The organism is Streptomyces sp. CMB-StM0423 (assembly GCF_002847285.1).
Lineage (GTDB): Bacteria > Actinomycetota > Actinomycetes > Streptomycetales > Streptomycetaceae > Streptomyces.
The window spans coordinates 3,563,745-3,588,835 of sequence record NZ_CP025407.1 but is presented as its reverse complement, the minus strand read 5'-3'; the positions used below and the strand labels follow the sequence as shown (position 1 = coordinate 3,588,835).

The window sequence follows — 25,091 nt, the reverse complement described above, 5'->3', positions numbered from 1 at the left end:
AGTTCACAATCAGGACGACCTACGGCAGCGGGAGCCGCCCCGGGGACGTCGGAGTCCTCCCGGTCGGAAGCGGATCAGGATGCGGGCGCTGGAGCGGACCGCGCCGACGCCGGGGAAGGCTGGGATGGGCTCGCCTGGCTGCTCCTGCGGCCACGGTTGACCGACCTGGGCGGAAAGGTTCAGCTCCCCGGCTCCCGGTCACCGCGTACACGTTGTTCGCTAACATCCCTCCGCATGGGGAGAAGGGGGTGGCGGCTGTGTGCCGTGGCGGGAGTGGCGGCGTTGGCGGCGATCTGTGCTTCCGGCTCCGAAACCCCGGACCTCATACCCACGGCAACGGACCTCGGTCCGTTGCCGGCCAACCGCTACGACTACACGCCTGAGGACTACCGGAGTAGCCAGCGGGCGTCGGCGCTGCTGGTTCGGCAGTGCATGGCAGACCGTGGCCACCCGGACTTCCCGCTCGATCCCCGCTACCCCAGCGACCCGATTGCCGCCACTGCGGTGGGTACCGACTACGGTGTCGTCGACATCGAGGACGCCCAACGCTGGGGTTACGGCTGGAGTCCGGCGGAATCCCCGGGTCCTCGGCCGAAGGGCCGCCGTATGACCTCTGCTGAGTACGCGGACTTCCCCGCCTGCAGCGCCGGGGCCAACCGCCGGCTGATGCGCGGGATCGACGTCGAGCGGGATTGGCTCTACGTGAGCAAGCGGACGATCGTCGTCGACAAGGCGGTCAAGCGTGACATGCGGATGCGCACAGCCTGGGATGCGTGGTCACGCTGTATGGCAGACCAGGGCTTCGCGGGCTACCCCTCCCCTGTCGCCGCTTACGTGGACGAGGCCTGGCGGCGAGGCAGCGACGGCAACACCCGGCACACGCGACGAGAGCGGGCTACCGCCGTCGCCGACGTCACCTGCAAGCGCCGCCACCATACCGTCGAGATCTGGCACACTATCCAGGCCGAGAAACAGGCCGCAGACATCGCACGACACCGTGACCGCTATGCCGCCGGGTTGCGGGCGCTGCGAACGTATCGGGACAACATCGCCGAGGCGCAGCGGAACTTTGCGTAGCAGCCCCCGATGGCTCGCGGTGGGTACGGTCATGTGCGCTTCTGGGCGCCCTGCCGCGTGGTGTTTCGGGCACTGGGCGGCACCACCTGCGCCGTAGAGTCCCGGTCCGCCTCCGGCGACTGGGACTCTACGACCGGTCCGTGGGCGGTCACACGGCGAGGTGTGCTCCCTCGACGGGGAGTCGGAGCACGTGGCGCCACTCATGAGGGAGTCCCGATGCGGTATTACCCTTTTCCGGATGTGCAATATGCCGGCCGGCGTCCATGGGTAGACCGGATATCTCCGCTGGCCCCTGTGCTCCTGTCGGAATGCAAATGGCATTGATGTGCTTCGACTGTGCGGCGGCCTGTGCCGACTGCGCAGTCGCTACCAGGCTGCCGACAGCGATGACTGGGACGGCGGCAACGAGGACAGATGCCTGACGTGCCCCGAACAAAGGGGATGCCTTCTGTGTTTCGCTCACACGATTGGACGCTACCTCACACGAGGAGGTCGTCTCAAATCCAGCTAGAAATCGAAACTTACCTCTATGGGTGCTATGCTGAACTTGCTGCGAGCCTTTTTAGGCTACGATTCTGTCAGCGCCGCCTGAGTTCCCTCAATCTCTGACTCATCCTGTCCGCTTCCCGCGGATCGAGGTGCCGCATGAGTTCGACGGCCCGTTCGAGGGCCGTGCGGGCCTCGTCGGCCGCTCCCTCCGCGGCGCGGACATCGGCAAGCACGGCGAGAGCCCGGGCCTCTTCCGCACGGTCATCGGTGCGCCGGGCGGTGCCGACGGCCTCCTTGACGTGGTCGCCGGCATCGCTCAGGCGGCGCGCGGCGAGTTCCGACATCCCTAGGCCCCGCAGGGCGTGTGCCTCCTCGTGGGCGCTCCCGATGGAGCGGGCGATATCTAGCGAGCTCCGATAATGGTGCGCCGCTTCCTCGCTGAATCCGGCCCTTCGATGTGCGTCCCCGAGGCCGTTGAGAGCATTTGCCAGCGATTTTCGGTCACCGAGCGATCGAAAATCTTGCACCGCTTGCGCGTACATGGTCAGAGATTGATCAATCTCACCTGATTCGGCGAGAATGTCAGCTAGGTTGGTGCGGACCGTCGCGCGTACATAGGCATTCCCGCCGGATTCTGCCAGGGAAAGCGATGTCTCCAGGGTTTCCCTGGCCAATTCTGCCTCGCCGCTATGCTTATGCAAATCACCAATATTGTTGAGGGTTCGCACGATTCCCCAGGTATCGCCTGCGGCCTTGAACCCGGACAGGGCAAGCTGGAAGTGATCGCGAGCGCTGTCGATCTCCCCAAGTGCGAGTTGCGCGATGGCGATGTTGTTCTGGCATCGCGCCCTGTCCCATATGGTTCCTGACTTCTCTAATATTCGTAATGCGGCGATGTTGAGCGCGAGCGCCATATGGTTCTCGCCGAGGTGCCACTGGAGAATCCCCAGACCACGCAGGGCCTCCGCCTCCCTCATCGCGTCACCCTCGGCGCGGGCGACCCGCAGGGCCTCTTCGCCGGCTTCCGCTGCCTCCGGGTACTTGCTCGTGCTCGCGTGGGTCCCGCTGAGGGACAGCAGGGCCTGGCACAGAGCGCGTTGGTCTCCGGTAGCTCTGAAGTGATCGACCGCGTTGTGGTGCACCATCTCGGCGTCGGCCCAGTGGCAGCCTTCAGCCAGGAAACCGGAGAGAGAGTCGGCGAGTTGGGCGGCCTGGTCAGGGGCTCCGTGCGCGCGTGCGTAAGCCTCCACGGCCAGCAAGCTGGTTCGCTCGGCAGCGAACCATGCCGTGGCGTCGTCGATGGGCGGGGCGGCCCAGGGTTCCGCTGAATGATCACTGCCGGGTGCGGGCAATCGTAGCCGCCGGGGGTGGGCGAGTTCGTCCGCTTGGCGGGCGTTGGCCACAGAGAAGGAGATCAGTCGGTGCAGTGCCTGGTCGCGTGTCCGGCGATCGTCCTCGGAGTGAGCCAGAGCGTCAGCGTACTCGCGGAGAAGGTCGTGGTACGTGAAGCGCCCGGGAGTCGGCTCTCGGAGCAGATGGCAGCTCATCAGGGAATCGAGCACGTGCTCTGTTTCGTCTACCGGCAGTCCCAGAAGTGCTGCGCCCGCGTCCGCCGTGAATTCCGGTCCCGGGTGCAGGCCCAGGTGCCGGAAGGCGCGTTGCTGCGCCGCCGTGAGCGTCTGATACGAAAGTTCGAACGCTCGTGCGATCTCTTGGTATCCGTCTCGTATCTCGCGGAGCCGGCTGGTGCCCTGGGTGAGCCGCTTGCTCAGCGTGGTCGGTGTCCAGGAAGGGCGGGTTGCGAGGCGGTTGGCGACGAGCTCGATGGCGAGTGGCAGATAGCCGCAATATCGAACAATTCGGGCGACAATTTCGACGTCTCGAGTACGCTCCGGGCCCGCGAACTCACGGAAGAGCTCGACCGCGTCGTCCGGTGGCAGGACGTCGAGTAGTACATGCCGGGCGTGCGGCAGGCCGGCCAGATGGCGGCGGCTGGTGATGATGACCAGGGACGGGGATACCCCTGGCAGTAGCGGCCGGACTTGGTGGGGGCCCGAGGCGTCGTCCAGCACGATGAGGGCCCTGAGTTTCGTGAGCATCGTCCGCCACAGGGCGACTCGCTCTTCGAGGCCGACCGGTATGGTCTCGGCAGGTATGCCGAGGAGCCGCAGAAGTGTGGCGAGTGCCGATTCCGGGCTCAGCGGGTCCGGCGGTCCGGAGTGTGCCCGCAGATCGAGGTAGAGCTGCCCGTCAGGGAAATGGTCTGCCAATTGGTGGCCCGCGTGCAGCGCAAGGGCTGTCTTGCCCACTCCCGCCATTCCGGAGATCGCTTCGAGAGCTACGACTGATCCGTCCTGTGCGGCAACGGCGATCGCCGCGTTCAGGGCCCGCATCTCCTCTGAACGGCCGACGAGCGGGGTCTGCGGGGGGAGGTTCCTTGGTGCCGCCGGGCCCGATATCCCAGTAGGTTCCTGCTCGTGACCGGTTCTCGGCAGCTCCCGTACGGCAGTGGCGCCGTGGAGTATCTCGGCGATCGGCAGCCGGTCGAGGATGTTCTGGTGGAGGTGGTCGAGCTCGGCCCCGGGAGTCGAACCGAACTCACCCCTCAGTAGCCCGCGTATCCGCTGGTAGGCGCGGAGCGCATCCGGGTATCTGCCGCTGCCGTAGCAGGCGAGCATGAGCAGCCCGGCCACCGTTTCGTCAGCGGGATGCTGATCGACCAACTCGTGCAGTTCACCGACCAGATCCGCGTAGCGGCCGAGGCGTAGCTCGGCTGTGACGCGGGAGACGGTGGCGGCCAGCCCCTTCTCGATCAGAGCACTCCGCACTCGTGCGGCCCACATTCCAGGGAGCCCCGCTAGAGGTTCGCCTTTCCATAACGCTGCCGCGCGGTTGAGAAGCAAGGCTGAACGCGTGTCGTCTCCGCGGTCGAAGGCGGCGCTGGCCTCCGCCGTCAGGACCTTGAACCGATGCCAGTCGACGAGTTCGGGGTCGACCTCAAGAGCATAGGTGTGCGCCCTGCGGGTGATCTGCGGCGGAGGGTCGGTATCGGCCAGACGAAGATGGCGGCGAATGCGCGAGATGTACGTATGCGTGTTCTTCCGGGCCTGTACCGGAGGATCGCCGTCCCATATGCGGCCGGCGAGGGTGTCGATGGAGAGTGGCCGACCCACGTCCAGTGCCAAAGCTGCGAGCAGGCAGCGTTCTTTGTCAGATCCGAGCTCGACACGCCGTTCGCCGACCAGGAGTTCTACTGGGCCTAGAATCTGGAACTCCACCAGTATCCTCCCCCGCTGGGGGCCACATGTTTGAGTCAGCGTGGCACGGAGCCGATGGGGTGACCAGGGGCGGCAGAGTCCTGGCTTGAAATAGCCACTATGGCTGTGACCAGGCGTTCTTTACGGCAGCCTCGGGTAGGGAGCCAGCAGCACGCGAACAGTGACTGGCCTCGACACGGGGAGGGTTATGCAGGCGGTCATGGTCGCTGAACTGCTGGCTGCGTTGCTGCGCGCGAGTACGCATCAGCACTCCGCCGACGACGCCTGGCGGTCATGGATCACGCTCACGGCGGCAGAAGCCGCCGATGGAAGTGCGGCTGTGCAGTCGTGGCAGAGTGGCCGAGAACGGCAGGACGACCCCGCTGCACTCCTGTCACTCGCCGAGGCACTGGTTGAAGAGACGCGCGCCCGTCCGGACATGGGGGTGCGGTTGTGGCGCTGGGTGGAAAAACACCGGGCCGCAACTTACCCAAAGGGCCAGGTGAACTCCATTGGTGGCGGTGATACGCGGATATACGGTCCCACGGTGCAGGCGCACGCGATCCATGGTGGTCTCCATGTGCACTACCCCGCTACCCGCCCCCAGCCACCGCCACGGCAGTTGTTGCCCGTGCCGGCTCATTTCACCGGCCGACAGGAGGACTTGGCCGCATTGGGACGCCTGATGACCACGGAATCGGGTACCCGGCAGTCGCTGCTCGTCGTGAGCGGGCCGGGCGGAATCGGTAAGTCGGCTTTGGTCACCAAGTGGTTGCAGGAGCTTGGGACGGACTTCCCCGACGGCCATTTCTACGCGGACCTGCGCGGGCACTCCGTGGGCGGCCCGGCATCGCCGGGGGAAGTGCTGGGGCAGTTCCTGCGCGCTCTCGGCACCAGGTCCGTGCCTGCCGAACTGGCCGAGCAGACTGCCCTCTGGCGGTCCGTCACCGCAGACCGAAACGTCATGGTCATGCTGGACAACGCATTCACCGCGGCTCAGGTACGCCCGCTGCTGCCGGGAGGAACAGGTGGCCTCGTAGTCGTGACCAGCCGTCACATGCTCACCGGCCTCGGCGTCGACGGCGCCAGGTTCTACAGGCTCGGGGGCCTCGACCCAGACGCAGGTCTCGAACTGCTTGCCCGCGGGATCGGCAGCGAGCGTGTCGCACGTGAACCTCAGGCGGCGCGGGAACTAGCTGAGTTGTGTGCGGGGCTCCCACTGGCGGTGTGCCTGGCGTCGGCACGACTGGCGTCGCGGCCTCGGCAGCCCGTACAGGTCATGGCTGAAGCGCTCGTGCGAAAGCCGGGTGACCTCATCACCCTGGAAGTCGAGGGTGAAGCTGCGGTGCAGACAGCCCTCAACGCTTCGTACGCGGGGCTGACCGAGGACGGCGCCGCCGTGTACCGGCGGCTCGGCCTGCTGCCGGTTCGTACCTTCGACACCCAGATCATCGCCGCCTGTTGCGGGAAGTCCTTGGACTGGGCTGACCACCTGATGGGTGAACTGATCGAAGTCAGTCTCCTCGAAGAAGTAGGTCCAGGCACTTGCCGGTTTCATGATCTCGTCCGGCTTCATGCGCGGGACCGGGCGCTCCGAGACGAGCCCGAGCCCGAACGAGAAGAGGTGCTGCGCCGGGTGTGTGACTGGTACCTGGCAACCGTTACGGCAGCGGAGGAACGGCTCACTCCTGCACAGTTCACACTGCCCAGAAACTACGCGTTCCCCTCAGAGCTTCCCCTTCCTTTCGACGAGAAGGCCGACGCCCTCGGCTGGCTGGACAGTCGGCGAATGGACCTGATGGGCGTGCTGAGCGCAGCGGTGGACCACGGATGGGACGAGACGGCATGGCAACTCGTCGACGCGTCGTGGCCGCTGTATCTGCATCTGCGTCACTACGATCTCTGGATCGAATCGCACGAGATCGGGCTCGCTGCCGCACGGCGTAGCGGAAACGATGTCGCCGAGCGCCAAATGCTCAACTCCGGGGCCATCGGCCTTGCCGCTGCGGAACGCACCGATGACGCGATCCGCTGGTATTCCGCCTCCGCGGAGGCGGCGCGGACGGCAGGTGATGTGCGGGACGAAGGGCAGGCGTTCCACGGCCTCGGTGGCTGTCATCATCATGCCGGCAGACGGGACGAGGCCGTGCGGCACCTGAACCAGGCGATCGTGCTCTGGGAGGACTGCGGCTATCCGCGCGGAACTGCTCTGGCGCGGATCGTACTCGGCGAGATCGCACTTGCCGAGGGAAGTCCGGGAACCGCGGTCGAGTGCTTCCGCGAGGCCCACCGGGTGATGGTGGCCGTCGAGGACACGCACGACGCGGCGCGCGCCTTGACCTTTCTGGGACACGCTCATATCCGCACGGGCAAGTTCGACCAGGGTGTGGAAGAACTCACGGAGGCCCTCGCCGTCTTCGCCACGTCCGGCTCGTCGCATTGGCAGGCCAGGACACTGGAGATGCTCGGCGAGGGCTCACGTGAGCGCGGAGACGTCACCGCCGCGGGAGAGTTCTACGCGAGGGCGTACGCACTGCACAAAGTGCGCAGCCCTCTGGACGCGGAACGCGTCAGGGCCTGTCTGGACGAGCTCCACCCGTCCGATGAACCTCCGGAGCGGGGCTCTGCAAGTGAGTGACGCTGACGGGGGGTAGTTCGCGCAGTGCGTGTCCGGTCGCCAGCCAGCCGTGGAGGTACGAGGGCAGGAGGGGCCAATCTGCGCAAGCCGGGTTCGGGGGGCCTGCAGGGAACCTCAGCACGATCCGGAAGAGGTCCGGCCCGCTCGCTACCGCCCAGCCGCAGCCTTCCACCGGCACCGCGGCGAGCCGGCAGCCTGGGTAGTGGGTCGTCATGAAGCGGAGTCTCTCCACTGCTGTGTTGAGCGGCAGCGGCTTGATACCGTACAAAACGTCCGCGCACTCAAGCCAGCGATGTTTCTTGCACGAATCGGCGTCAACCGCGAAGTGTTCGTCCGATGCGCCGTGCCTCGGTGCTGATCGCCACTCACCGGCGCTGCCGGCGCGAGCCCACACGATTTGCCGGCCCAGGACCACCCCCAGCAGCGGCGTCGTCGTCTCTTCTGAAACCGGTCGCCACTTTTCCGGCTGCTCATCGATGTCGCACTGGCTCGACTCTGACCGCTCGTCGAGATCGACGACTAGAACCTCTACGAGGTGCCTCATGCGGAGTTCTCCTGTCCACCCGTTGTCCACGAATCCAGCGGGGGCGGTGAGGGCAGAACGGGTGTGATCGGCGCGTGAGCGGGTTGGCCCAGGTTGAGCAGTCCGTACATCACCTTGCGCATGTTCCGGTTGAACCGGCCGGGCTCCGAGGTGATGCGCGCAGCGATGGCGGCGTACTCCTCGGGGAGATATTCGGCGGACGCGTAGGCGAGTTGATCCGTGAGGGAATGGGCGGGCGAGAGAGCGGGGGCGGTCCTTGCGAGTCGCGCCGCGGGCGACGCCGGGTTGATCTCCTGCTCGGGTGAGCTCGCCAGGAGGATGGGTGCCCCGGTGAGGGTCCCGTACAGGGTCACGGACCCATGGTCGCCGATGATCCAGTCTGCGCAGATCAGGACAGACCGCCAGTCGGTGAAGGGCGGCACGAGCCCGATACCTTCCTGCGAGCACCGTGCCAGCCAGGCTTGCACCTGCCACGCGCCGTGTCCCGACCACACGTTGGGGTGCACCAGCATCGCGGACCGGCAGCGGGTGGCCGGTAGTTCCCCGATCAGCCGCGGTACCAGCGTCTCCAGCCGTCCGAAAGATGATTGAGGGCCCCAGGTCGAGGTGACGACGACCAGTTTCTGCGACTCCGAGAGGCCGAGCGCTTGGCGGTACTCGTCCCGCCGCGGCAAGCTCGCCAGGATCCGATCGTGCGCGGGATCCCCGACGACGCGTGCCACGTCCAATGCCTCGGGGCAGGAGCCGGCCAGATCGTCGAGATCCTCGTGGTGCGGTACGACGACGGCGGCCGGGAGGGGCGCCCCACCGGGCATGAGATCCGCCCTGCGCAGGCCGGCCACGTTGGGCCCGGCCACGCCTAGGACGCGCTTGAGGTAGTTGGCCCCGTGCGGGATGGTGATGAGCGGAGCCTGTACATCGCCCACGCGCTGCGGCCCGGCTGCTAATGCGAGATCGAATGTCATCTTGGTCACCTCCTCCCACGGAAGCGCCACGACTCCCATCCGTTCCAGAAAGCGCGGCACCTCATCGCCGAAAGCGTGCGGCGGGGCCGCGAAGATGACCTGGACTCGAAAGTCGGCTTCGAACAGCGACAGTACGTCGAGTAGCCGTTTCCCGTAGGCGACAGTGTGGACTATTACCAGTATCCTCTTCCGTCCCACCAGCGTGAGCCACTGGCGGGCTCTTGTTTCCGGTAGCTCCGTTTGCTTGTTGAACGCCGACATGCCCGAACCCCCGTACCTAGCTGGTCGATTGCTTCTCCAGCAGGTGGTTCCCGGGAAACTCGACGGAAGTCTGGCGCACCGGACGCAGGAAGCTTGCATTTTTCATGCCTCTCCCGGGAGCTGTGTCGTGCGTACGGAGGCCGCCGCGGCCCCGAGCCTGTGATATCTCGTCGACCGCGTCCCAGGCTGACCAGGGAGCGGAGTCGGCTACGGGACCGTGCACCGACCGCTGGTGGCCTTCGCGCAGGCCAACCGGCTCGAAGCGGTAGGACCATGGAGAAGCGCCTGCCGGGACTACGTGAACATGACGCTGCAGATGCCCGACGTGATCCGGAGGGTCACCTGATGGGGATGTACAACCACCTGGACGCGGACATCACGCGCCCGCGGTGCGGCGAGCAGGGTGCGGCGGAGATCGAGTTCAGGTTCGGTCTGCTCGATCTCCGCCGGTACGCGGTCGGCGATGCCGTCGACTGGGGCGTGAAGGGGCTGCGCCACCCCCGGGCCCGGCCGCCGGGCGGCACGTACGCCGGCGAGGGGTACGCCGAGCGCCGGCAAGGACTACTCCGTGCTCACCCGGGTCGAGGCGGACCGGATCGTCTCGGTCGAGGTGGGCCCGGCCAAGCCCGGGCACATCCCGCCTACGCCGGGGTGATCACCACCGTTACGGTGCGGTTCTTGGCGTCCTCGGGGTACGGGGCCTCTCGCTGGTCCGCGCTTGAGGTCGCGAACGCCGTCAGGGGTTCGCCGCTTGCCGCGCTCAGTTCGCGGGCCGCGATCAGGGCGCGCCACAGGGCCAGCACCGAGCCGCCGCTGCGGGGGGCGCCGGGGACCGTGGCCGCGTGGCCCCGGATGGCGATGCGGGCGTCCAGCCGGGTCAGGTGTTCGCCCAGGGTCGCGAGGCGGGCGGCGCCTTCCGGGGTCAGTTCCGCGCCTTCGGAGAAGACGCCCTCGGTGAAGGCCACCTCCACAGAGCCGCCCCGTACCTGCGGGCGGATGCCGGGGGAGCGGAGGGTTACCGCAAGGGCCTCGGCCGCTTCCTCGCGGCGGGTCTCCTCGTCCGTACGGTCCGCCTCCTGTGCTGCCTCCAGTTCCTTCCGTACGCGCTCCTCGATCTGCTGCTCCGTCGCCGCCGCCCGCTCCGTACCGCCCGGGCGCCCCGGCTCCTCGTCCCCCGTCAGCGCCACCGCGCCCGTCGCCACCACCGCCAGCGCGCAGACCGCCGCGACCACCGCCGTACGGGTGCGGTGGCGGGCCAGGGAGGCCCGGGGGCCGTCGGCGGTGAGGCGGGTGATGCGGGTGAGGCCGGCCTGGGCCGCGGGGTGGGCGGGGTCGTGGGTCTGGAGGCGGCGCCAGTAGGTGGCTGCGGCGTCCAGTTCGCCGCGCTGGGCGTGGACGCGGGCGAACAGGTCCAGGACCTCCGGGCGTTCGCCCACCGTGCGGGCATCCCTCGCCTCCGCCGCGCGCAGGAGGCGCAGCGCCTCGTCCAGGTCGCCCGCGCGCGCCGCCGTACGGACGCGTGCCACCAGCAGGGCCGCCCGCAGTGTGCTCGACGCCGGTGGCGCTGCGTCCCCGGACGATGCAGGGCCGCCGCCCCCCGCGGGCGTACCGCCTGGTGACGTACCGCCAGGCGCACCGCCCGCCGAGCCACCGCCCGCCGAGCCACCGCCCGCCGAGCCACCGCCCGCCGAGCCACCGCCCGATCCCCTGCCCGCCGCCGTGCTCGTGTCCGTGCTCACCTGACCCCGCCCTCCTTCCTCCCCGGCTCGTTCCCCGCCGCCTCCGGCGGGAGCAGCCGCCGCAGCCGCTCGTTCACGCCCGCGATCGCCCCCCGGTCGCCCATCGCCATCGCCCTCCTGCCGTCGCGGATCGCCGCGTCCGCCTGGTGGCGCGGGCGCATCAGGTCGCGCATCTCCACCAGCGCATTGAACACCACGAAGTCCCACTCGTCCGTCCGCCGCAGCAGCTCCACCTGGAACTCCTCCGCCCGCTTCACCAGCTTCCGCAGCTCCGCCGGCGTCGCGTCCGCGCCCAGCGCGCTCGCGCGCCCGCGCAGGTTCTCCAGCTCCCGGCGGTCGGCCGGGGTCCCGCCGACCTGCGTGATGATGTCCTCGCACGCGCCGAGCACGTCCCACAGCCGGCGTTCGAGTCCGGGGATCTCGATGGCCTCTTCGATGTCGTCGAGTTCGGCCTCCAGATCGCGCATCCGGCGGTCGCTCGTCACCGCCGCGCCCGTGTCCACGTCCGCGGCGTCGACCTCCCTGCCGAGCTGTGTGAGCGGGCGGTGCTCCTCCAGCTTCCGCAGCCGGGTCCCGGCCTGCTCCGCGTGCTCGGACTCGGCGTCGTCCTTCAGGCCGCGCAGGCGCTGCTCCAGGTGCCGGAGCCGGCCGGCCAGCTCGTGCTGCTCCGGCGCGAGGAGTTCGGTGCGGTTGATCGTCGCCTCGAACTGCTGCTGTACCAGCGGGATATGGGCGGTGGCCAGGGCCTCCCTGCTGCTCGCCTCGATCTCGAACGTCACCTCGACCTCGCTCTCCGCCGGCAGGTCGATCCGGACGTCCCGCGGCCGGATCTCCAACTGCCCCACCCGCGTGTTGCGTTCGGCGCGCGGCCGTTCGCCCTCCAGCAGCGGGATACGGATCACCGCGTCCGGCTCCGAGCGGTGCAGGGGGATCGTGGTGCGGTAGATCTTCGTCACCATGGCCGGCAGCGTCGTGCCCTTGCGGAGCAGCGGGTCGAACGAGCCGTCGGCCCGGCCGATGCCGAGGGTGCCCGTCAGCACCGCCTCGCCGGGTACGACCTTCGCGTGCGTGATCGCCAGGGTGCCGCCGGCGAGCTTCTGCCGCGTACCTGAGGTGTCGGTCAGCTCGACGGCGAAGTGGGACGTGGCGCCGGCCGTGACCACGACCTCGGTGTAGAAGGTGCCGTCCTGGGAGAGCACGGTGCGGGGACCGCGGAACGGCGGCTGTCCGTCCGGGTTGGCGAGCACGACGGCGTACCGGGTGAAGTCCACCGCGCCGCCGCTGGTCACCTTGCCCGAGACCGGGATGCCGGTGGTGTCGACGGTCTGCGCGGGGTAGTTCAGCTCCACCGCGAACTCACCCGGCGCCGCCGCCCGCACCTTCCGCGGCCGCCGTACGGTACGGGCGAACGCCGCCGCGCCGCGGGCCACCACCGTCGTCGGGTCCTGGCTGTGGTCCACCTCGATGCCGAGCCCCGTGTGCCGGTCGGTGAGCAGCGCGCGCAGCCCCGGGCTGAGCGTCGAGCCGCCGGCCAGCAGCAGCCGGTCGATGTGGTCGGGGCGCAGCGCGCTCTCGGCCAGCGCCTCCCGGCAGAGCTTGATCGCACGGGTGTAGAAGGGGAGCGCGAGGTCGTCGAGGGTGCCCCGGGTGAGGGTGAACTCGAAGTTCACGGTGTCGCCGCTGCCGTCGTCCAGGTCGCAGGCGATGTCGATCTTGTCCATCCGGGACAGCGCGATCTTCGCGTTCTCCGCCTCGGCCTTGAGCTTGGCGTAGTTGCCCAGCCAGCGGCGGTTGCTCCGGTTGAAGTCCGGCAGCCCCAGGTCGCGCCGGACGGCGGGGGCCAGCAGGTCGTCGACGACCGCCCAGTCGATGAGCTTCCCGCCGAGGTACGGGTCGCCCGCGTGCTGGATGAGCTGGAGTTCGCCGTCGCGCTTGCTCATCACGGCGGCGTCGAAGGTGCCGCCGCCGAGGTCGAAGACCATCCAGTGGGCGGAGTCGGAGGTGTCCTGCACGCCGTACGCGATGGCGGCGGCGGTCGGCTCCTGCACCAGCGGGCAGTGCTCGCTGAGCCCGGCCAGGGCGGCGGCCTCGGAGGTGGCGGTGTTCTGGTTGAGGGCGAAGGCCGCGGGCACGGTGATCACCGCGACCTCCGGCGCGTATCCCGTCTCGGCCGCGGCGTCCTGCCGCAGCGACTTCAGCACCTCGGCGGACAGCTCCTCGGGGGTGAGGGACAGCCCGGCGCGCTCGAACCGGCGCGTCGCCCCCGCCACCCCCATCTCCAGCTTGAACTCGGAGTGGGCGTTGGCCGGGTCGGACTGCGTACGCTCCTTGGCCCGCCGGCCCACGTGGACGATGTCCTTCTTGGGGATGTAGACGGCGGAGGGGGAGTAGTCCCACTGCTCGTTGTTCTTGACGATGCGTACGCCGCCGTCCTCCGCCACCGCGATCGCGCTGTTCGTGGTGCCGAGGTCGATGCCGTAGTCGATGGTCTCGCTCACTCCGGGGTCTCCTTGGTCGTCTCGTCACCGGGGTCCTGCGGGGGCCGGCCGACGATGACCTGGCCCATCTGGATGCGCCGGCCGCGGAAGTAGACGGACGGCCGTACGGTCTCCAGCACGACCTCGCGGGTCAGCTCCGGGTTCTCCTGGAAGACCAGCGCCTCCAGGGAGAGACCGGTGTCGAACGGCTCGCCGTCGTGCTCCTGGATCTCCAGGCCGTCGTCGGCGAGCGCCTGGCGGCTGGCGCGGACCTGGAGCCGGACCTGCCGCAGGTCGGCGGCGGAGAGCTTGCCGGCGTCCTGGTCGAGCTTGCGCAGCGCGCGCCAGATGCCGGTCGCCGCGCCGACCAGGGCGCCGGTACCGGCACCGTCAGGGGCCGTTGAGCCGGCGGTCACGGCGGTGTCCGTCCCGGCGTCCGCGGGCGAAGCCGCGGCGGCCGCCGCCAGCGCCTCCGCCGCCTCCACCTCCGCCAGCACCTCCGCGACCCACGCCGTCTGGGCCGGGTCGAGCTGTGGCGGCGGGAGGCGGAACTCGGGCGGCTGGCGCCACTGTCCGAGCGCGGCGCCGAGGCGCCCCCTCGCCCGGTGGCGGGCGTGCTGTGTCATCGGAGCCCTTCCTTCGGTGGCGTACGGGTTCATGAGGCGAACATCCCGGCGAGCACGAAGCCGCCGACGATGATGCCGACCGCCCATGGGGCTCCCCCTGTGATCCCTCCGACGATTCCGCCGATGATCGCCAGCAGCAGGACGACGCACCCCGCGCACTCGCTTGGCTTCAACTGCTGGGCGGCCCCCGCGCCCGCGCGGCCCTGCCGTACGGCAGCCAGGTTCTGGGCGATCTGCGCCTTGTCCCGCCGCGGCGCGATCCGGCTCGCGTGCTCCATCACCTCGATCAGCGTGCTCCGGAACGGTTTCTGCAGGCCCGCCTCGCAGACGCCGAGCGCGACGTTGTTCAGCGCCACGGTGACCGTGTGCGCCATCTCCTCGGACCGCGACTCCGAGACGAACCCCTTCAGCGACTCGAACTCCGCGTACGCGGGCAGCACCCGCTCCTCCAGGGCCGCGAGCGCGTCCGCGTGCTGTCCCGCCTGGTGCCGCTCGCCCGCGGTCTGCAGCGCGTCCTTGAGCCGGTCGACCGAGTGCTCGACGGTGTTCTCGAAGACGTCCGGGAGCGGCGTCGCGAAGACCGGGTACGTCGACCATCCGGCGCTGACCTCCGCCAGCCGCGACCGCGCGGACCGGTCGCCGGCGAGTTCGCCGAACGGGGAGAGCAGCAGCCCGGGGACGCCGGCCAGGAAGTCGTCGGGGGAGTAGCCGTCGAGCCGCGGGTCGGCCAGGGCCGTGATGCGGTGGGCGACGTGGCCGCGCAGATCGGGGTTCTCCAGCACCGCGGCCCAGGCCGTCGCGGCGGCGCGCCAGGACCGGTCGGGCCCGGCACCCCGCGGGCCGGTGCCGCCGGTCTCCGCCTCGATCGCCTGGCTGTGCACGCGTACGGCCTCGTCGTGCTGTTCGTGCGTCGAGGGGGCGCAGCCGCAGCCGAGGTCGGCGTCCCGCCAGAACCACAGCAGCTCGTCCACGAGCCGGCGCCGCGGGTCCTGGAACTCCTCGAAGGCGTGCCGGACTTCCTCCCTGCGGTACCCGCCGGGCGCGGGCGCGCCGGCGTCTCCCGCCCAGGTCTCCTCGACCGCCAGCCGGGCGTCCAGCCGCTGTCTGTGCCGCCGCACCGCGGGTCCCTGGGCGGCCACGGGCAGTCCGGTGACCGCGAAGATGTTCCTGCGGTACAGCCGCAGACCCGCCAGGTCCGCGAAGCGGGCCGGGGACTCCTTCACTGAACGACTCCTCTACGCCAGGTCGTGAGCCGGGTCAGATGCCGCTCCCGCAGGCGGGGCCGGCGGCTGAGGGCGGCTTCGAGTTGGTCGGCCGCGTCCGCCAGGCGGCCGGGGATGCGGGAGAGCGCGATGGCGGCGCGGACGAACTCGTCGGCGGGCGGGTCCGCCGCGCGCGGTGGCTCGGGCGGCTGCTCCGCCGGCAGCGCCGCCATCTGGCCCGGGGACAGGGCGCGTTCCGCCACCTCGCGCATCGCCGGCCGCGCCGCCGGGTCGACCCGCAGCATGTCCGCCACCAGCCACTCCAGCGCGGCGTCCGCGTCGTCGTTGAAGTCGCCCGGCGGCCGCAGCGGTTGCTCGAACCGACCCGGCGAGAACGCCCGCGCCGGGTCGTCCGCGTCGTACGGGAAGCGGTTCGTGAGCAGGTGGTAGACGATCGTGCCCAGCGCCCACACGTCCCCGGCGGCCGAGTAGCCGCGCCCGCGGATGAGGACTTCGGGCGGCATGTACGCGACCGTGCCCTGCGCGCTCGCCGCCCGCGTGACCGGGTCGGTCTCCCGCGCCAGCCCGAAGTCGCCCACCTTGACCCGCAGTCCGGACTCGTCGTACGCGACGAGCACGTTGGCCAGCGACAGGTCCCGGTGCACGACCGGCTGCCGCCGCCCGTGAGCGACGGACAGGCCGTCGGCCACCTGCCGCAGCACGGTGGTGACCTGGGGGACGGGGACGATGCCGCCGTGGCTCCTGACCAGTTGGTGCAGGCTGCCCCCGGCGACGTACTCCATGGTGAAGTAGCCGCGCGGGCCGTCCGCCGTGTCCACCGTGCCGGCGTCGAACACCCTGATGATGCTCGGGTGGCCGAGGGTGGAGAGGATGCGCGCCTCGTCGAGCCTGCTGAGGTCGGCGGCGAGGGAGGCGCGGTGCTTGAAGAGCTTGAGCGCCTGCCGGCCGAGCACGTGGTGGCGTACGCGGTACACCTCGGCGAACGCGCCCTCGCCCAGCCTGCGGTCGACCACCAGCCCGTCGTGGATGCGCTGCCCGGGGGTGAGCAGGGGGGCGCGCGCGCCGGCCGCGCCGCCGCCCGTCGTCCGGTATGCCGTCATCGGCACGCTTCCCCCTCTCCCCCTGCCCGCCTGTCCGCGGTCGCGGAGCCTCCGGCGGCCGTACGGCCGGAGCCCGGTGGCCCATCGGAACCGTTGTATCGCGGGGGTCCCGGGACCCCTCCCGTGCGCAGGACCGGGAAGCGGGGACATGGCGCGCGGGGGACCGGCACCGGACGCGCGGTAGACGCGCGGCTGGACGCCGGTTGGCGGGCGGTTGGCGGGGGTCCCGCTTCGGGGGGATCTGGCCGCTTGCTGCGCGCGCCGGTGCAGGTTCATGACAGCTTCCGGCCTGCCAGGAGGGGGGTTCACGTGGGTAGCGTCGCGGGCGTCCTTCCCACCCCCCAGACAGGACACAGGTGGCCCGCATGACGACCCGGATCACGCTCCCGCCCCCGCCCGTATCCCCGCTGCACGGCTCGGTCGGCCACCGGGGGCGCCGGTGAGCGCGGTGCGGTTCCAACTGCTCGGGCCGCTGAGCATCACCGACGGCGGCGAGACCGTCGTCCTGCACCCCTCCAAACCGGCCAACCTGCTCGCCGCCCTGCTGCTCAACGCGGGCTCCATCGTCTCCGTCGACTACCTCCAGCGCATGGTCTGGGGCGACGAACAGCCCGCCACCGCGCGGGCCGCGCTGCAGACCTGCGTGCTGCGGCTGCGGCGGCTCTTCGCCAAGCACGAGGTGGTCGACACCCCCATCGAGGCGGTGCCCGGCGGCTACCGGATCACCGCGGGCGGGCGCTCCCTCGACCTCGTCGAGTTCCGCGAGCGGGTACGGCGCACGCAGGAGCCCGGCCTGTCCGCGGAGTCGGCGATGGGCGCGCTGCAGGGGGCGCTGGCGCTGTGGCAGACCGGGGTGCTGGCCAACGTACGGTCCGAGGCCATCCACCGCGACGAGGTGCCGCGGCTGCTGGAGGAGCGGCTGCGGGTCGTGGAGCGGCTGTGCGACCTGCGGCTGGAGCTGGGGCAGTGCGGGCAGGCACTCGTGGACCTGTGGAGCGTCACCCGCGCCCACCCCGACCACGGCCGGTTCCGGGAGCAGTTGATCGAGGCGCTGTACCGGACCGGGCGGCAGACGGAGGCGCTTGCGGAGTACCGCGGCTTCAAGGCGTACCTCGCGGACGGGCTCGGCGTCGGTCCCTCGGCCGCGCTCCAGCGGCTGGAGCTGTCGATCCTGCGCGGCGAGGACCTGGGCCCGGCGAGCGAACCGCCCGCGCTGGCGGGGCTCCCGGCCGCGGCGCCGGCCGCGCCCGCGCCGGTCCCCGACCCGCCGGGGCTGCCGCCGGTGCCGTGGTTCACCGGGCGGGCGGAGGCGGTCGCGACGCTGCGGCGGCGGCTGGCCGCGGCGCCGGACGACCCGGGTACGCCGGTGGCGGAACTGGTCTGCGGCGGGCCCGGGATCGGCAAGACCGCCCTCGCCCAGCAGGTGGCGCACCTCGTACGCGACGACTTCCCCGGCGGCCGGACGCTGGTGCCCATGGCGGCGCCGGACGGCTCGCCGCGCGCCGCCGCGGAGGTCGTCGACGAACTCGCCGCCCGGCTCGGCACGCCGGACGCGGGGTCCGGCCCGCGGGCGCTGCTGATCCTGGACGACGTGGTCGACGCGGCGCAGGCCCGCGACGTGCTCGCGGCGGTGCCCGGGCACGGGGTGCTGCTCACCAGCCGGCTGGGGCTCGCCGGGCTGGTCGCCACCCACGGCGTACGGGTCCACCGGCTCGGCCCGCTGGCCGAGGCGGAGGCACGGGAGTTGCTGACGGCGGTGCTGGGCGCGGAGCGGGTCGCGGACGAGCCGAGCGGCGCGGAGGAACTGGCCGCGGTGTGCGGCCACCACCCGCTGGCGCTGGTCATCGCCGCCGCCCGGCTCGGTACCCGGCCGGCGCTGCGGCTCGGCGACTGCGCCCGCTGGCTGGCCGAAGAACCGCTGGGCCGGCTGTCGCTCACCGGCCACCCGCGGATGTCGGTGGTGGAGTTGTTCGACGCGGCCCTGGACCGGCTCGACCCCGGCCTCGCGGCGGCGTACGTCGCGCTCGGCGCGCTCGACGCACCCGGCTGGCACGCGGCGGACGGCGCGGCGGTGCTGGGGCTGCCGGTGGCGGAGTGCGAGGCGGTCCTCGAACGGCTCGCGGACGCGGGGCTGGTGGAGGACGGGCCGCCGGGTCCGTACCACCCGCATCCGCTGCTGCGGCTGCACGCGCGGCTGGTGGCGGGGCTGACCGGCGAGGACGAGGCGTCGGGCGGGGCCGGTACGTCCGGCGGGGCCGCAGCGCTCAGCCAGGTCGGGACGGCGAGTCAGCCCGTTCAGCCGGGCCGGACCGGTCCGTCGAGTCAGTCCGGCCAGCCGGGCCAGTCCGGCCAGCAGGGCCAGGGCAGTCGGCCGGGCCACGCCTCCCAGCCCGGTCCCCACGGCCGGTCCGGGCAGTCCGGCCCGACCGGTTTCGCCAACTCGCCCAGCCAGCCCAGTCGGTCGACCCAGTCGAACCGGACCAGTCAGCCGAGACAGAAGGTGTGAGAGGGATGCCACGAGCGTTCGACGACCTCGCCGGGATGCGGCCCAGGCTGCGCCGGGACGTGCTGTTCACCCAGACCCCCGGAGGCGTGCTGTTCCACAACGCCGACGGCGGCTTCCACCTGGCAGGACGCACGGCGTACCGCTTCGCCTCCCTGATCGTGCCGCACCTCGACGGCAGCCGCCCCCTCAGCGACGTCTGCGCCGGACTCGGCGCGCCCCAGCGGGCGATGGTCGCGGAGCTGGTCGGCTCGCTGGTGGAGCGGGACTTCGCCCGCGACGCCGCGCCGGCCGTCGAGCCGGGTCCGCCCGCCGCGGTCGCGGAGCGGTTCGCCGCGCAGATCGCGTACGTCGACCACTACGTGGACGAGGCCGCGGCCCGCTTCGCCCGCTTCCGCGACACCCGGGTGGCGGTCCTCGGCACGGGCGAGGCGGCGCGCTGGTGCGTGCTGGGGCTGATACGCAACGGGCTCGCCGCGGTCGCCGCCGAGGAGCGGCCGGAGGCGGCGCTCGCCGAGGCCGACGAGCTGACCGCCGCCGGCACCCCGGCCGCGCTCGACGCGGTCGACGCCGGCGCGCTCGGCTCGTACCAGGTGCTCGTCGTGACCGGCGCCGACGCGCCCGCCCGCACCCACGCCCTGCTGCGGGCCGGCCTCGCCGAGGGCCAGCTCCTCATCCCCGCCTGGACGTTCGGCGACCGCGTCGTCGTCGGCCCCCGCTCCGGCGGGCTGACCGCCGGCTGCCTCGGCTGTGCCCTGCTGCGCCTCGGCGACACCACTGACCCGGCCGCCGCGGCGGCGCTGCTCGCCGAGCTGGCGGGGGTCGCCGGGCCAGCCGCGGTGCCGGCTGGCGGTGCGCTGGCCGGGCCGGTCGCGGCGATGGTCGGCAACCTGCTCGCGTACGAGATCTTCCGTACCGTCACAGGGGCGCTGCCCGCGGAGACCGAGGGCCAGGTGCTCATCCAGGATCTCGACTCCCTCGACGTCGTCGCCGAGCCGCTGCGCCCGCACCCGCGCTGCCCGCGGTGCGCGGGACCGGCCGCGGGTCCCGGCGCGGACGGCTCCGAACTGCGCCCCGAGGAACTGACCGTCGCGGAGCCGGTGACGGTGGAGACGGCCCGCGACGCGGAGGAGCTGGTCGCCGGGCTCAACCGGCTCGGTGACGCGCTCATCCGCCCGCACGTCGGCGTCTTCACCCGCTACCGCGACGAGGAGCTGACGCAGACCCCGCTGAAGGTCAGCCGCATCGAGGTGCCGCTGGGCGGCGGTACGCGGCTGGTGTCGGCGTTCGACGTGCACCACCTGGCGGGCGCCCGCGGGCGGGGGCTGCGCGCGGCGGCGGCGCTGTACGCGGAGCACGCCGCGCCCGTACGGCCGCTGCCCGAACTCCCCGCGAGGCTGCGGCGGCTGGGGCCCGACGCGCTGGTCGCCTCCGGCGGCACGGGGGTCACGGCGGACGGGGTGACGGCGTGGGCGCGGGTCACGTCGCTGCTGACGAAGGACGAAGTCGCCGTGCCCGCGGCGGCGTTGTGCCCCTCGGGGGCGGCGAACCGGGACGGCCTGGTGCTGCGCGGTTCGTGGGGAACGGGTGCGGGGGAGTGCGCGGGCGAGGCGGCGGGGCATGCCCTGCTGTCGGCGCTGGCGCACGAGGCGTTGCTGCGCGCGGCTCGGGGTGGTCACGGGGCTACCCCGGTCCGCGCGCAGCCAACGTCGGACGACGCGGAGTGGGTGTTCCTCGCCCGCTCGGCGGAGACGCTGGGCGTGCCGGTGGAGCTGCTGGACCTGGGGGAGCCGGAGCGCAGCGGGGTGTCGGTGGCGCTGGCCCGGGAGCCGGGAGTGGGCGCGCGCTGGGCGGTGGGGGCGTCGCTGACCCCGGCGGGGGCGGCGGTCGCGGCGCTGCGGGACCTGCTGGGGCAGGTGCAGTTGGCGGCGGAGACCGGTGAAGCACCGGACACGGGCGACGAGTTGCTGCCGGATCTGGCGCCGGGGGCGATACAGCCGTCCGGCGGGGACGGCGGGGACGGCGGCCCGGCGACGTTCCCGGCGGTCCTCGACCGCCTCCGCGCGGCGGGCCGCGACGTGCTGTGGCGGGACACCACCCCGGCCGACCTGCGGTCGGCCGGCATGTACACCGCCCGGGTGCTGCTGACGACGGAGCCCGCCGGTGCCGACGACTGACGCGTGGACCGCGGGGTGCGAGGCGCTGGCCGCGGACCTGGCGGTCCACCTGGCAACGCTGCTTGCCAGCCCCCCGAGGGTGGACGTAGCCCCGTTGGGCCTGACCAACGCCTTCGCGGAGCCGGTGGACGGTAGGGGTGGTGCCGCAGTCGGTGAGCGGTCGGACCGCGAGACGCCGCCGCACTCCACGGCCCGCGGGGTGGCCGTCGGCTTCGCCGGCGAGCAGGCGGGAGAGGATGCGGCCGCCGTCCCGGCGGAGCCGGACGGCCTGCCGGTCGCAGGCTCCGTGGCGCGCCGTTCCGACGGCGGCGTTGACCGGTTGAGCCAGAAGGACGACGCTTCCCTCTTGCGTACGGCCGCCGTCCCGGCGGAGCCGCAGGCGGTTGCGGCCGGCGGCAGCCACCGGTCGGGCCGTACCACCGCCGCCTCGGCGGAGCCGGGCGCCGGCTTCGCGGAGCCGCGGGCGGGCGGTGCCGGTAGCGGTTCGCGTACCCCTGCCTCCGCGGACGCGGTTCCCGTACGGATCTACGGGCGGCACGCCATCGTCGGGCCGCTTGCCGAACCCGGGCAACGCGGGTGCGTGCGGTGTCTGGAGCGGCGGTGGCAGGCCGCGCGGTCGCGGCAACTGCGGGAGGCCGTCGAACTCGGGCGCGACACCGGGGCCGCCGGAGTGCCCCCGCACTGGGGGCCGTTCGCGGCCGAGGCGCTCGCCGGAGTCGTGGCCGGGGCCGTCTCCGCGGCCCGCCGTGGGACCTCCGCCGGCCGGGACACCGCCGGTAGCCGCAGCACCAACATCCCCCGCGGCACCGCCGATCCCGGCCCCGCCGCCTTCCCCCACGTCCACCAGCTCGACCTCGGCGACCTCACCGTCCGCCGCTACCCCCTCGTCCCCGACCCCGAGTGCCCCGGCTGCGGCCCCGGCGAGCGCGACTCCGCCGACGCCGCCGTCCTCGACCTCGCCCCGTCCCCCAAGTACCGCCCCGGCGCCTTCCGTACCCGCGCGCTCGCGGACTACGACCTGCCGACCGCCGCCTTCGCCAATCCCGTCTGCGGCGCCCTCGGGCCCACCGTCGTGCTCGACGTGTCGTCCACCTCCACCTCCGCGACCATCGGCTGCTTCTCCCTCCGCTCCGGCGACTACCTCCGCGAGACCTTCTGGGGCGGCCACTCCGACACCTTCCGCGACAGCCTGCGCATCGGCGTCCTGGAGGGCCTGGAGCGCTACGCCGGCATGCGCCCCCGCGCCCGCGCGACCACCGTCCGGGCCAGCCTCGACCAGCTCACCGCCGCCGGTCGGCCCGCCCTCGACCCCCGCCGATGCGGGCTCTACGCCCCCGAGTTCCACTCCGCGACCGCCATCGCCCCGTTCACGCCCGAGCGCGAGGTCTCCTGGGTCTGGGGGCACTCCCTCACCGAGGACCGCCCCCTGCTCGTGCCCGAGGTGCTGACGTACTACCACACCCCCGGCCTCGCCGACCGCTTCGTACAGGAGAGCTCCAACGGCTGCGCCTCCGGCGGCTCCGCCGCCGAGGCCGTCTACTACGGGCTCATGGAGGTCGTCGAGCGCGACGCGTTCCTCCTCGCCTGGTACGGACAGCAGCCCCTGACCGAGCTGGACGCCGCCTCCGCCGTCCGACCCGCCACCCGGCAGATGGTCGCGCGGCTGGAGATGTACGGCTACCGCGCCCGGTTCTTCGACGCCGCGCTGACCTTCCCCATCCCCGTCGTCACCGGCGTCGCCGAGCGCTACGACGGCGGTCCCGGACGGATGTGCTTCGGCGCCGGCGCGGGGCTCGACCCCGAGTCGGCGCTCGCCTCCGCGCTGGACGAGATCGCCACCGACGCCGTCAACCTCGCGGGCCGTACGGAGCGCGAGGAGGTCCGGCTGAAGGCGATGGCCGCCGACTTCGCCCAGGTCGCCGCCCTCCACGACCACCCGCTCGTCTACGGGCTGCCGGAGATGGCCCGGCACGCCGACTTCCTCCTGAAGACCGACCGGCCCCCCGTGCCGCTGCACGAGCGCTACGGCACCCGCACCCTGCCCGTCTCCGACGACCTCGCCGACGACGCCGCCGCGTGCGTGGCGGCGGTCGCCGAGGCCGGGTTCGAGGTGATCGTCGTCGACCAGACCCTGCCCGAGCAGCGGGAGCGGGGGCTGTGGACGGTCAGCGTGCTCGTACCCGGGCTGCTGCCCATCGACTTCGGCTGGTCCCGGCAGCGGGCGCTGCGCATGCCCCGGCTGCGCACGGGGCTGCGCGAGGCCGGCCTGCGCGACCACGACCTCACCGACGGCGAGCTGAACCCCGCACCGCACCCGTTCCCCTGACCGGTCAGAAGAGCCTGACGAACCGCGAAAGCCACCACCCGGAGAAGGAGCAGACGATGGGATACGCCCACGGATACGCGACCGCGATCATGCATCGCGGCCGGGTGCCGATGGAGCCGGTGGACTTCGTGCCCGACTGGGCGGACGGTCCCCGCAAGACCAAGCACTACCCCGGGACCGACCGGCTGCCGCTGCCGGCCGGGCCCGCGTACCCCGCGTACGCCACCGTCGAGCGCGGGCTGCTGACCCCCGCGGGCGGCGGCGGGCCCGCGTTCGACCTCGGGCTGCTCGCCGGGCTGCTGCGGGACTCGTACGGGCTGGTGGGCCGGCGCCTGGGCGTGCAGGCCAACACGGACCTCAACGCCCTGCCGTTCTACCCGCTCGCCAACTGGTCCCGCGGCACCGCCTCCGGCGGCGGCCTCTACCCCGTCTCCGTCTACTGGGTCAGCGGCCCCTCCGGGCCCGTGCCGCCCGGCGTGCACCACTACTCGCCCCGCCACCACGCGCTGCGCCGGCTGCTGACCGGCGACGTCAGCGGCGTGGTGCGGGAGGCGCTGGGGGAGGGGGCGCCGGGCCCGGACACGGACCAGTACCTGGTGCTGGGCGTGAAGTACTGGCAGAACTCCTTCAAGTACAACAGCTTCTCCTTCCACGCCGTGAGCATGGACGTGGGCGCGCTCCTGGGCACCTGGCGGACGTGGGCGGGCGCGCGCGGGACGGCGCTGGAGCCCGCGCTGTGGTTCGACGAGGAGCGGCTGGCGCGGCTGCTCGGGGTGGACGGCGACGAGGAGGGGATCTTCGCCGTCGTACCGCTGCCCTGGGCGGGGTACGGGGTCGCCGCGCGACCCGGGGACGGCGCCCCCGCCGCGCCGCTGCCCGCCCCGCCGCCCGAGGTCTCCGTCCGCCACCGCGACCGCGAACGCTCCCGTACCGTCCTCGACTTCGAGGCCCTCACCGCCATGCAGCGCGCCACCGCCGCCGGCGCCACCGCCCGCCCCGCCCCCGGCGCGCTCGCCGCCGCCGCGGCCGCCGCGCCCGGCCAGGAGCGGCCCGCGACGGCGCTGCCGCGGCGGGCGCCGCTGGCCCGGGACGTACGCGGGGCGCTGCGCGCGCGGCGCAGCAGCTTCGGCCGGTTCGCGGCCGAACGGCCGCTGGACGGCGCCCATCTGACGTCCTGCCTGGCCGCCGCCGCGAGCGGCTCCCGGCTCGGCGGGGACGCGGCGGCGGCGGGTGCGGACGGTCTCGTCACGATGTACGCGCTGGTCAACCACGTGGCCGGGGTGGAGCCCGGCACGTACGAGTACGTGCAGGACGGGGACCCCGGCGCGCTGCGGTGCGTCTCGGCGGAGCCGCCTGGCCCGTTCCTCCAGGAGAACTACTTCCTCTCCAACTACAACCTGGAGCAGGCCGCCGCGGTCCTCGTGCCCACGGTCCGCACGCACAGCGTGCTGGACGCGGTGGGCGACCGCGGCTACCGCCTGGTCAACGCGCTGATCGGCGGTGTCGCGCAGGCCACGTACACCGCGGCGGCGGCGCTGGACGTCGGCTGCGGGGTGGCGCTGGGCTTCGACAACATCGCGTACCGCGAGCGGTTCGGGCTGCTGGAGACCGATGAGATGCCGCTGCTGATCATGATGCTGGGCCACGAGCGGCGCGGCGCGTCCGACTTCCGCTTCGAGATCGCCTGAG

General features: G+C 72.1%; 14 protein-coding genes. 6 read left to right on the top strand and 8 right to left on the bottom strand.

Annotated features, from left to right (window positions below; genetic code table 11):
• Nucleotides 1-273: 273 nt before the first annotated feature.
• On the top strand, nt 274-1,077 hold the full coding sequence (locus tag CXR04_RS15400; protein ID WP_234380246.1) for a hypothetical protein: 804 nt from the start codon (nt 274-276) through the stop codon (nt 1,075-1,077).
• Nucleotides 1,078-1,655: 578 nt separating this feature from the next.
• On the opposite strand, the gene CXR04_RS15395 is transcribed toward CXR04_RS15400, so the two are convergent.
• Entirely contained in the window at nt 1,656-4,844 is a 3,189-nt protein-coding gene (locus tag CXR04_RS15395; protein WP_234380245.1) for an AfsR/SARP family transcriptional regulator, read from the bottom strand.
• 526 nt (nt 4,845-5,370) lie between these two features.
• Between CXR04_RS15395 and CXR04_RS15390 the strand changes: the two genes are divergently transcribed.
• Nucleotides 5,371-7,461: a tetratricopeptide repeat protein gene (locus tag CXR04_RS15390; protein ID WP_101426389.1), complete on the top strand. Its 2,091-nt coding sequence runs from the start codon at nt 5,371-5,373 to the stop codon at nt 7,459-7,461.
• 540 nt (nt 7,462-8,001) lie between these two features.
• Here CXR04_RS15390 and CXR04_RS15385 read toward each other — a convergent pair.
• The 7 genes from CXR04_RS15385 to CXR04_RS15355 form a co-directional block, all read right to left on the bottom strand.
• Nucleotides 8,002-9,231, bottom strand: a complete 1,230-nt coding sequence (locus CXR04_RS15385; protein WP_234380243.1) for a hypothetical protein — start codon at nt 9,229-9,231, stop codon at nt 8,002-8,004.
• A 294-nt stretch (nt 9,232-9,525) separates the two neighbouring features.
• Entirely contained in the window at nt 9,526-9,789 is a 264-nt protein-coding gene (locus CXR04_RS34850; protein WP_159072326.1) for a hypothetical protein, read from the bottom strand.
• A gap of 83 nt (nt 9,790-9,872) precedes the next feature.
• Nucleotides 9,873-10,757 (bottom strand): hypothetical protein, encoded by an 885-nt coding sequence (locus CXR04_RS15375; RefSeq protein WP_234380242.1) that lies wholly within the window; start codon nt 10,755-10,757, stop codon nt 9,873-9,875.
• Nucleotides 10,758-10,966: 209 nt separating this feature from the next.
• Nucleotides 10,967-13,468 carry an Hsp70 family protein gene (locus CXR04_RS15370; RefSeq protein WP_101422787.1) on the bottom strand — a complete coding sequence of 834 codons (2,502 nt, stop codon included), beginning with the start codon at nt 13,466-13,468 and terminating at the stop codon, nt 10,967-10,969.
• On the bottom strand, nt 13,465-14,073 hold the full coding sequence (locus CXR04_RS15365) for a hypothetical protein (protein WP_101422786.1): 609 nt from the start codon (nt 14,071-14,073) through the stop codon (nt 13,465-13,467). Before CXR04_RS15365 ends, CXR04_RS15370 begins: the two co-directional genes overlap by 4 nt.
• A 29-nt stretch (nt 14,074-14,102) precedes the next feature.
• Nucleotides 14,103-15,296: a hypothetical protein gene (locus CXR04_RS15360; RefSeq protein ID WP_101422784.1), complete on the bottom strand. Its 1,194-nt coding sequence runs from the start codon at nt 15,294-15,296 to the stop codon at nt 14,103-14,105.
• Nucleotides 15,293-16,396: a serine/threonine-protein kinase gene (locus CXR04_RS15355; protein ID WP_159072325.1), complete on the bottom strand. Its 1,104-nt coding sequence runs from the start codon at nt 16,394-16,396 to the stop codon at nt 15,293-15,295. Before CXR04_RS15355 ends, CXR04_RS15360 begins: the two co-directional genes overlap by 4 nt.
• A gap of 448 nt (nt 16,397-16,844) precedes the next feature.
• On the opposite strand from CXR04_RS15355, the gene CXR04_RS15350 reads away from it, so the two are divergent.
• The 4 genes from CXR04_RS15350 to CXR04_RS15335 are packed head-to-tail and all read left to right on the top strand — an operon-like array spanning nt 16,845 to nt 25,090.
• A complete protein-coding gene (locus CXR04_RS15350; RefSeq protein ID WP_101422780.1) occupies nt 16,845-18,902 on the top strand; it encodes a BTAD domain-containing putative transcriptional regulator in 2,058 nt (685 codons plus the stop codon).
• Nucleotides 18,903-18,907: 5 nt separating this feature from the next.
• Nucleotides 18,908-21,076: a TOMM precursor leader peptide-binding protein gene (locus CXR04_RS15345; RefSeq protein WP_101422778.1), complete on the top strand. Its 2,169-nt coding sequence runs from the start codon at nt 18,908-18,910 to the stop codon at nt 21,074-21,076.
• Nucleotides 21,063-23,402: a TOMM precursor leader peptide-binding protein gene (locus tag CXR04_RS15340; RefSeq protein ID WP_234380241.1), complete on the top strand. Its 2,340-nt coding sequence runs from the start codon at nt 21,063-21,065 to the stop codon at nt 23,400-23,402. The genes CXR04_RS15345 and CXR04_RS15340 overlap by 14 nt, the downstream gene beginning before the upstream one ends.
• Nucleotides 23,403-23,458: 56 nt before the next feature.
• On the top strand, nt 23,459-25,090 hold the full coding sequence (locus CXR04_RS15335) for a nitroreductase family protein (RefSeq protein ID WP_101422776.1): 1,632 nt from the start codon (nt 23,459-23,461) through the stop codon (nt 25,088-25,090).
• Nucleotide 25,091 lies beyond the last annotated feature (1 nt).

What these genes read in the sequence shown, in the direction of transcription:
- CXR04_RS15385 (WP_234380243.1), bottom strand. Translation starts at nt 9,231, where the DNA reads ATGTCGGCGTTCAACAAGCAAACGGAGCTACCGGAAACAAGAGCCCGC.
- CXR04_RS15365 (WP_101422786.1), bottom strand. Translation starts at nt 14,073, where the DNA reads ATGACACAGCACGCCCGCCACCGGGCGAGGGGGCGCCTCGGCGCCGCG.
- CXR04_RS15355 (WP_159072325.1), bottom strand. Translation starts at nt 16,396, where the DNA reads ATGACGGCATACCGGACGACGGGCGGCGGCGCGGCCGGCGCGCGCGCC.
- CXR04_RS15345 (WP_101422778.1), top strand. Translation starts at nt 18,908, where the DNA reads ATGCCACGAGCGTTCGACGACCTCGCCGGGATGCGGCCCAGGCTGCGC.
- CXR04_RS15335 (WP_101422776.1), top strand. Translation starts at nt 23,459, where the DNA reads ATGGGATACGCCCACGGATACGCGACCGCGATCATGCATCGCGGCCGG.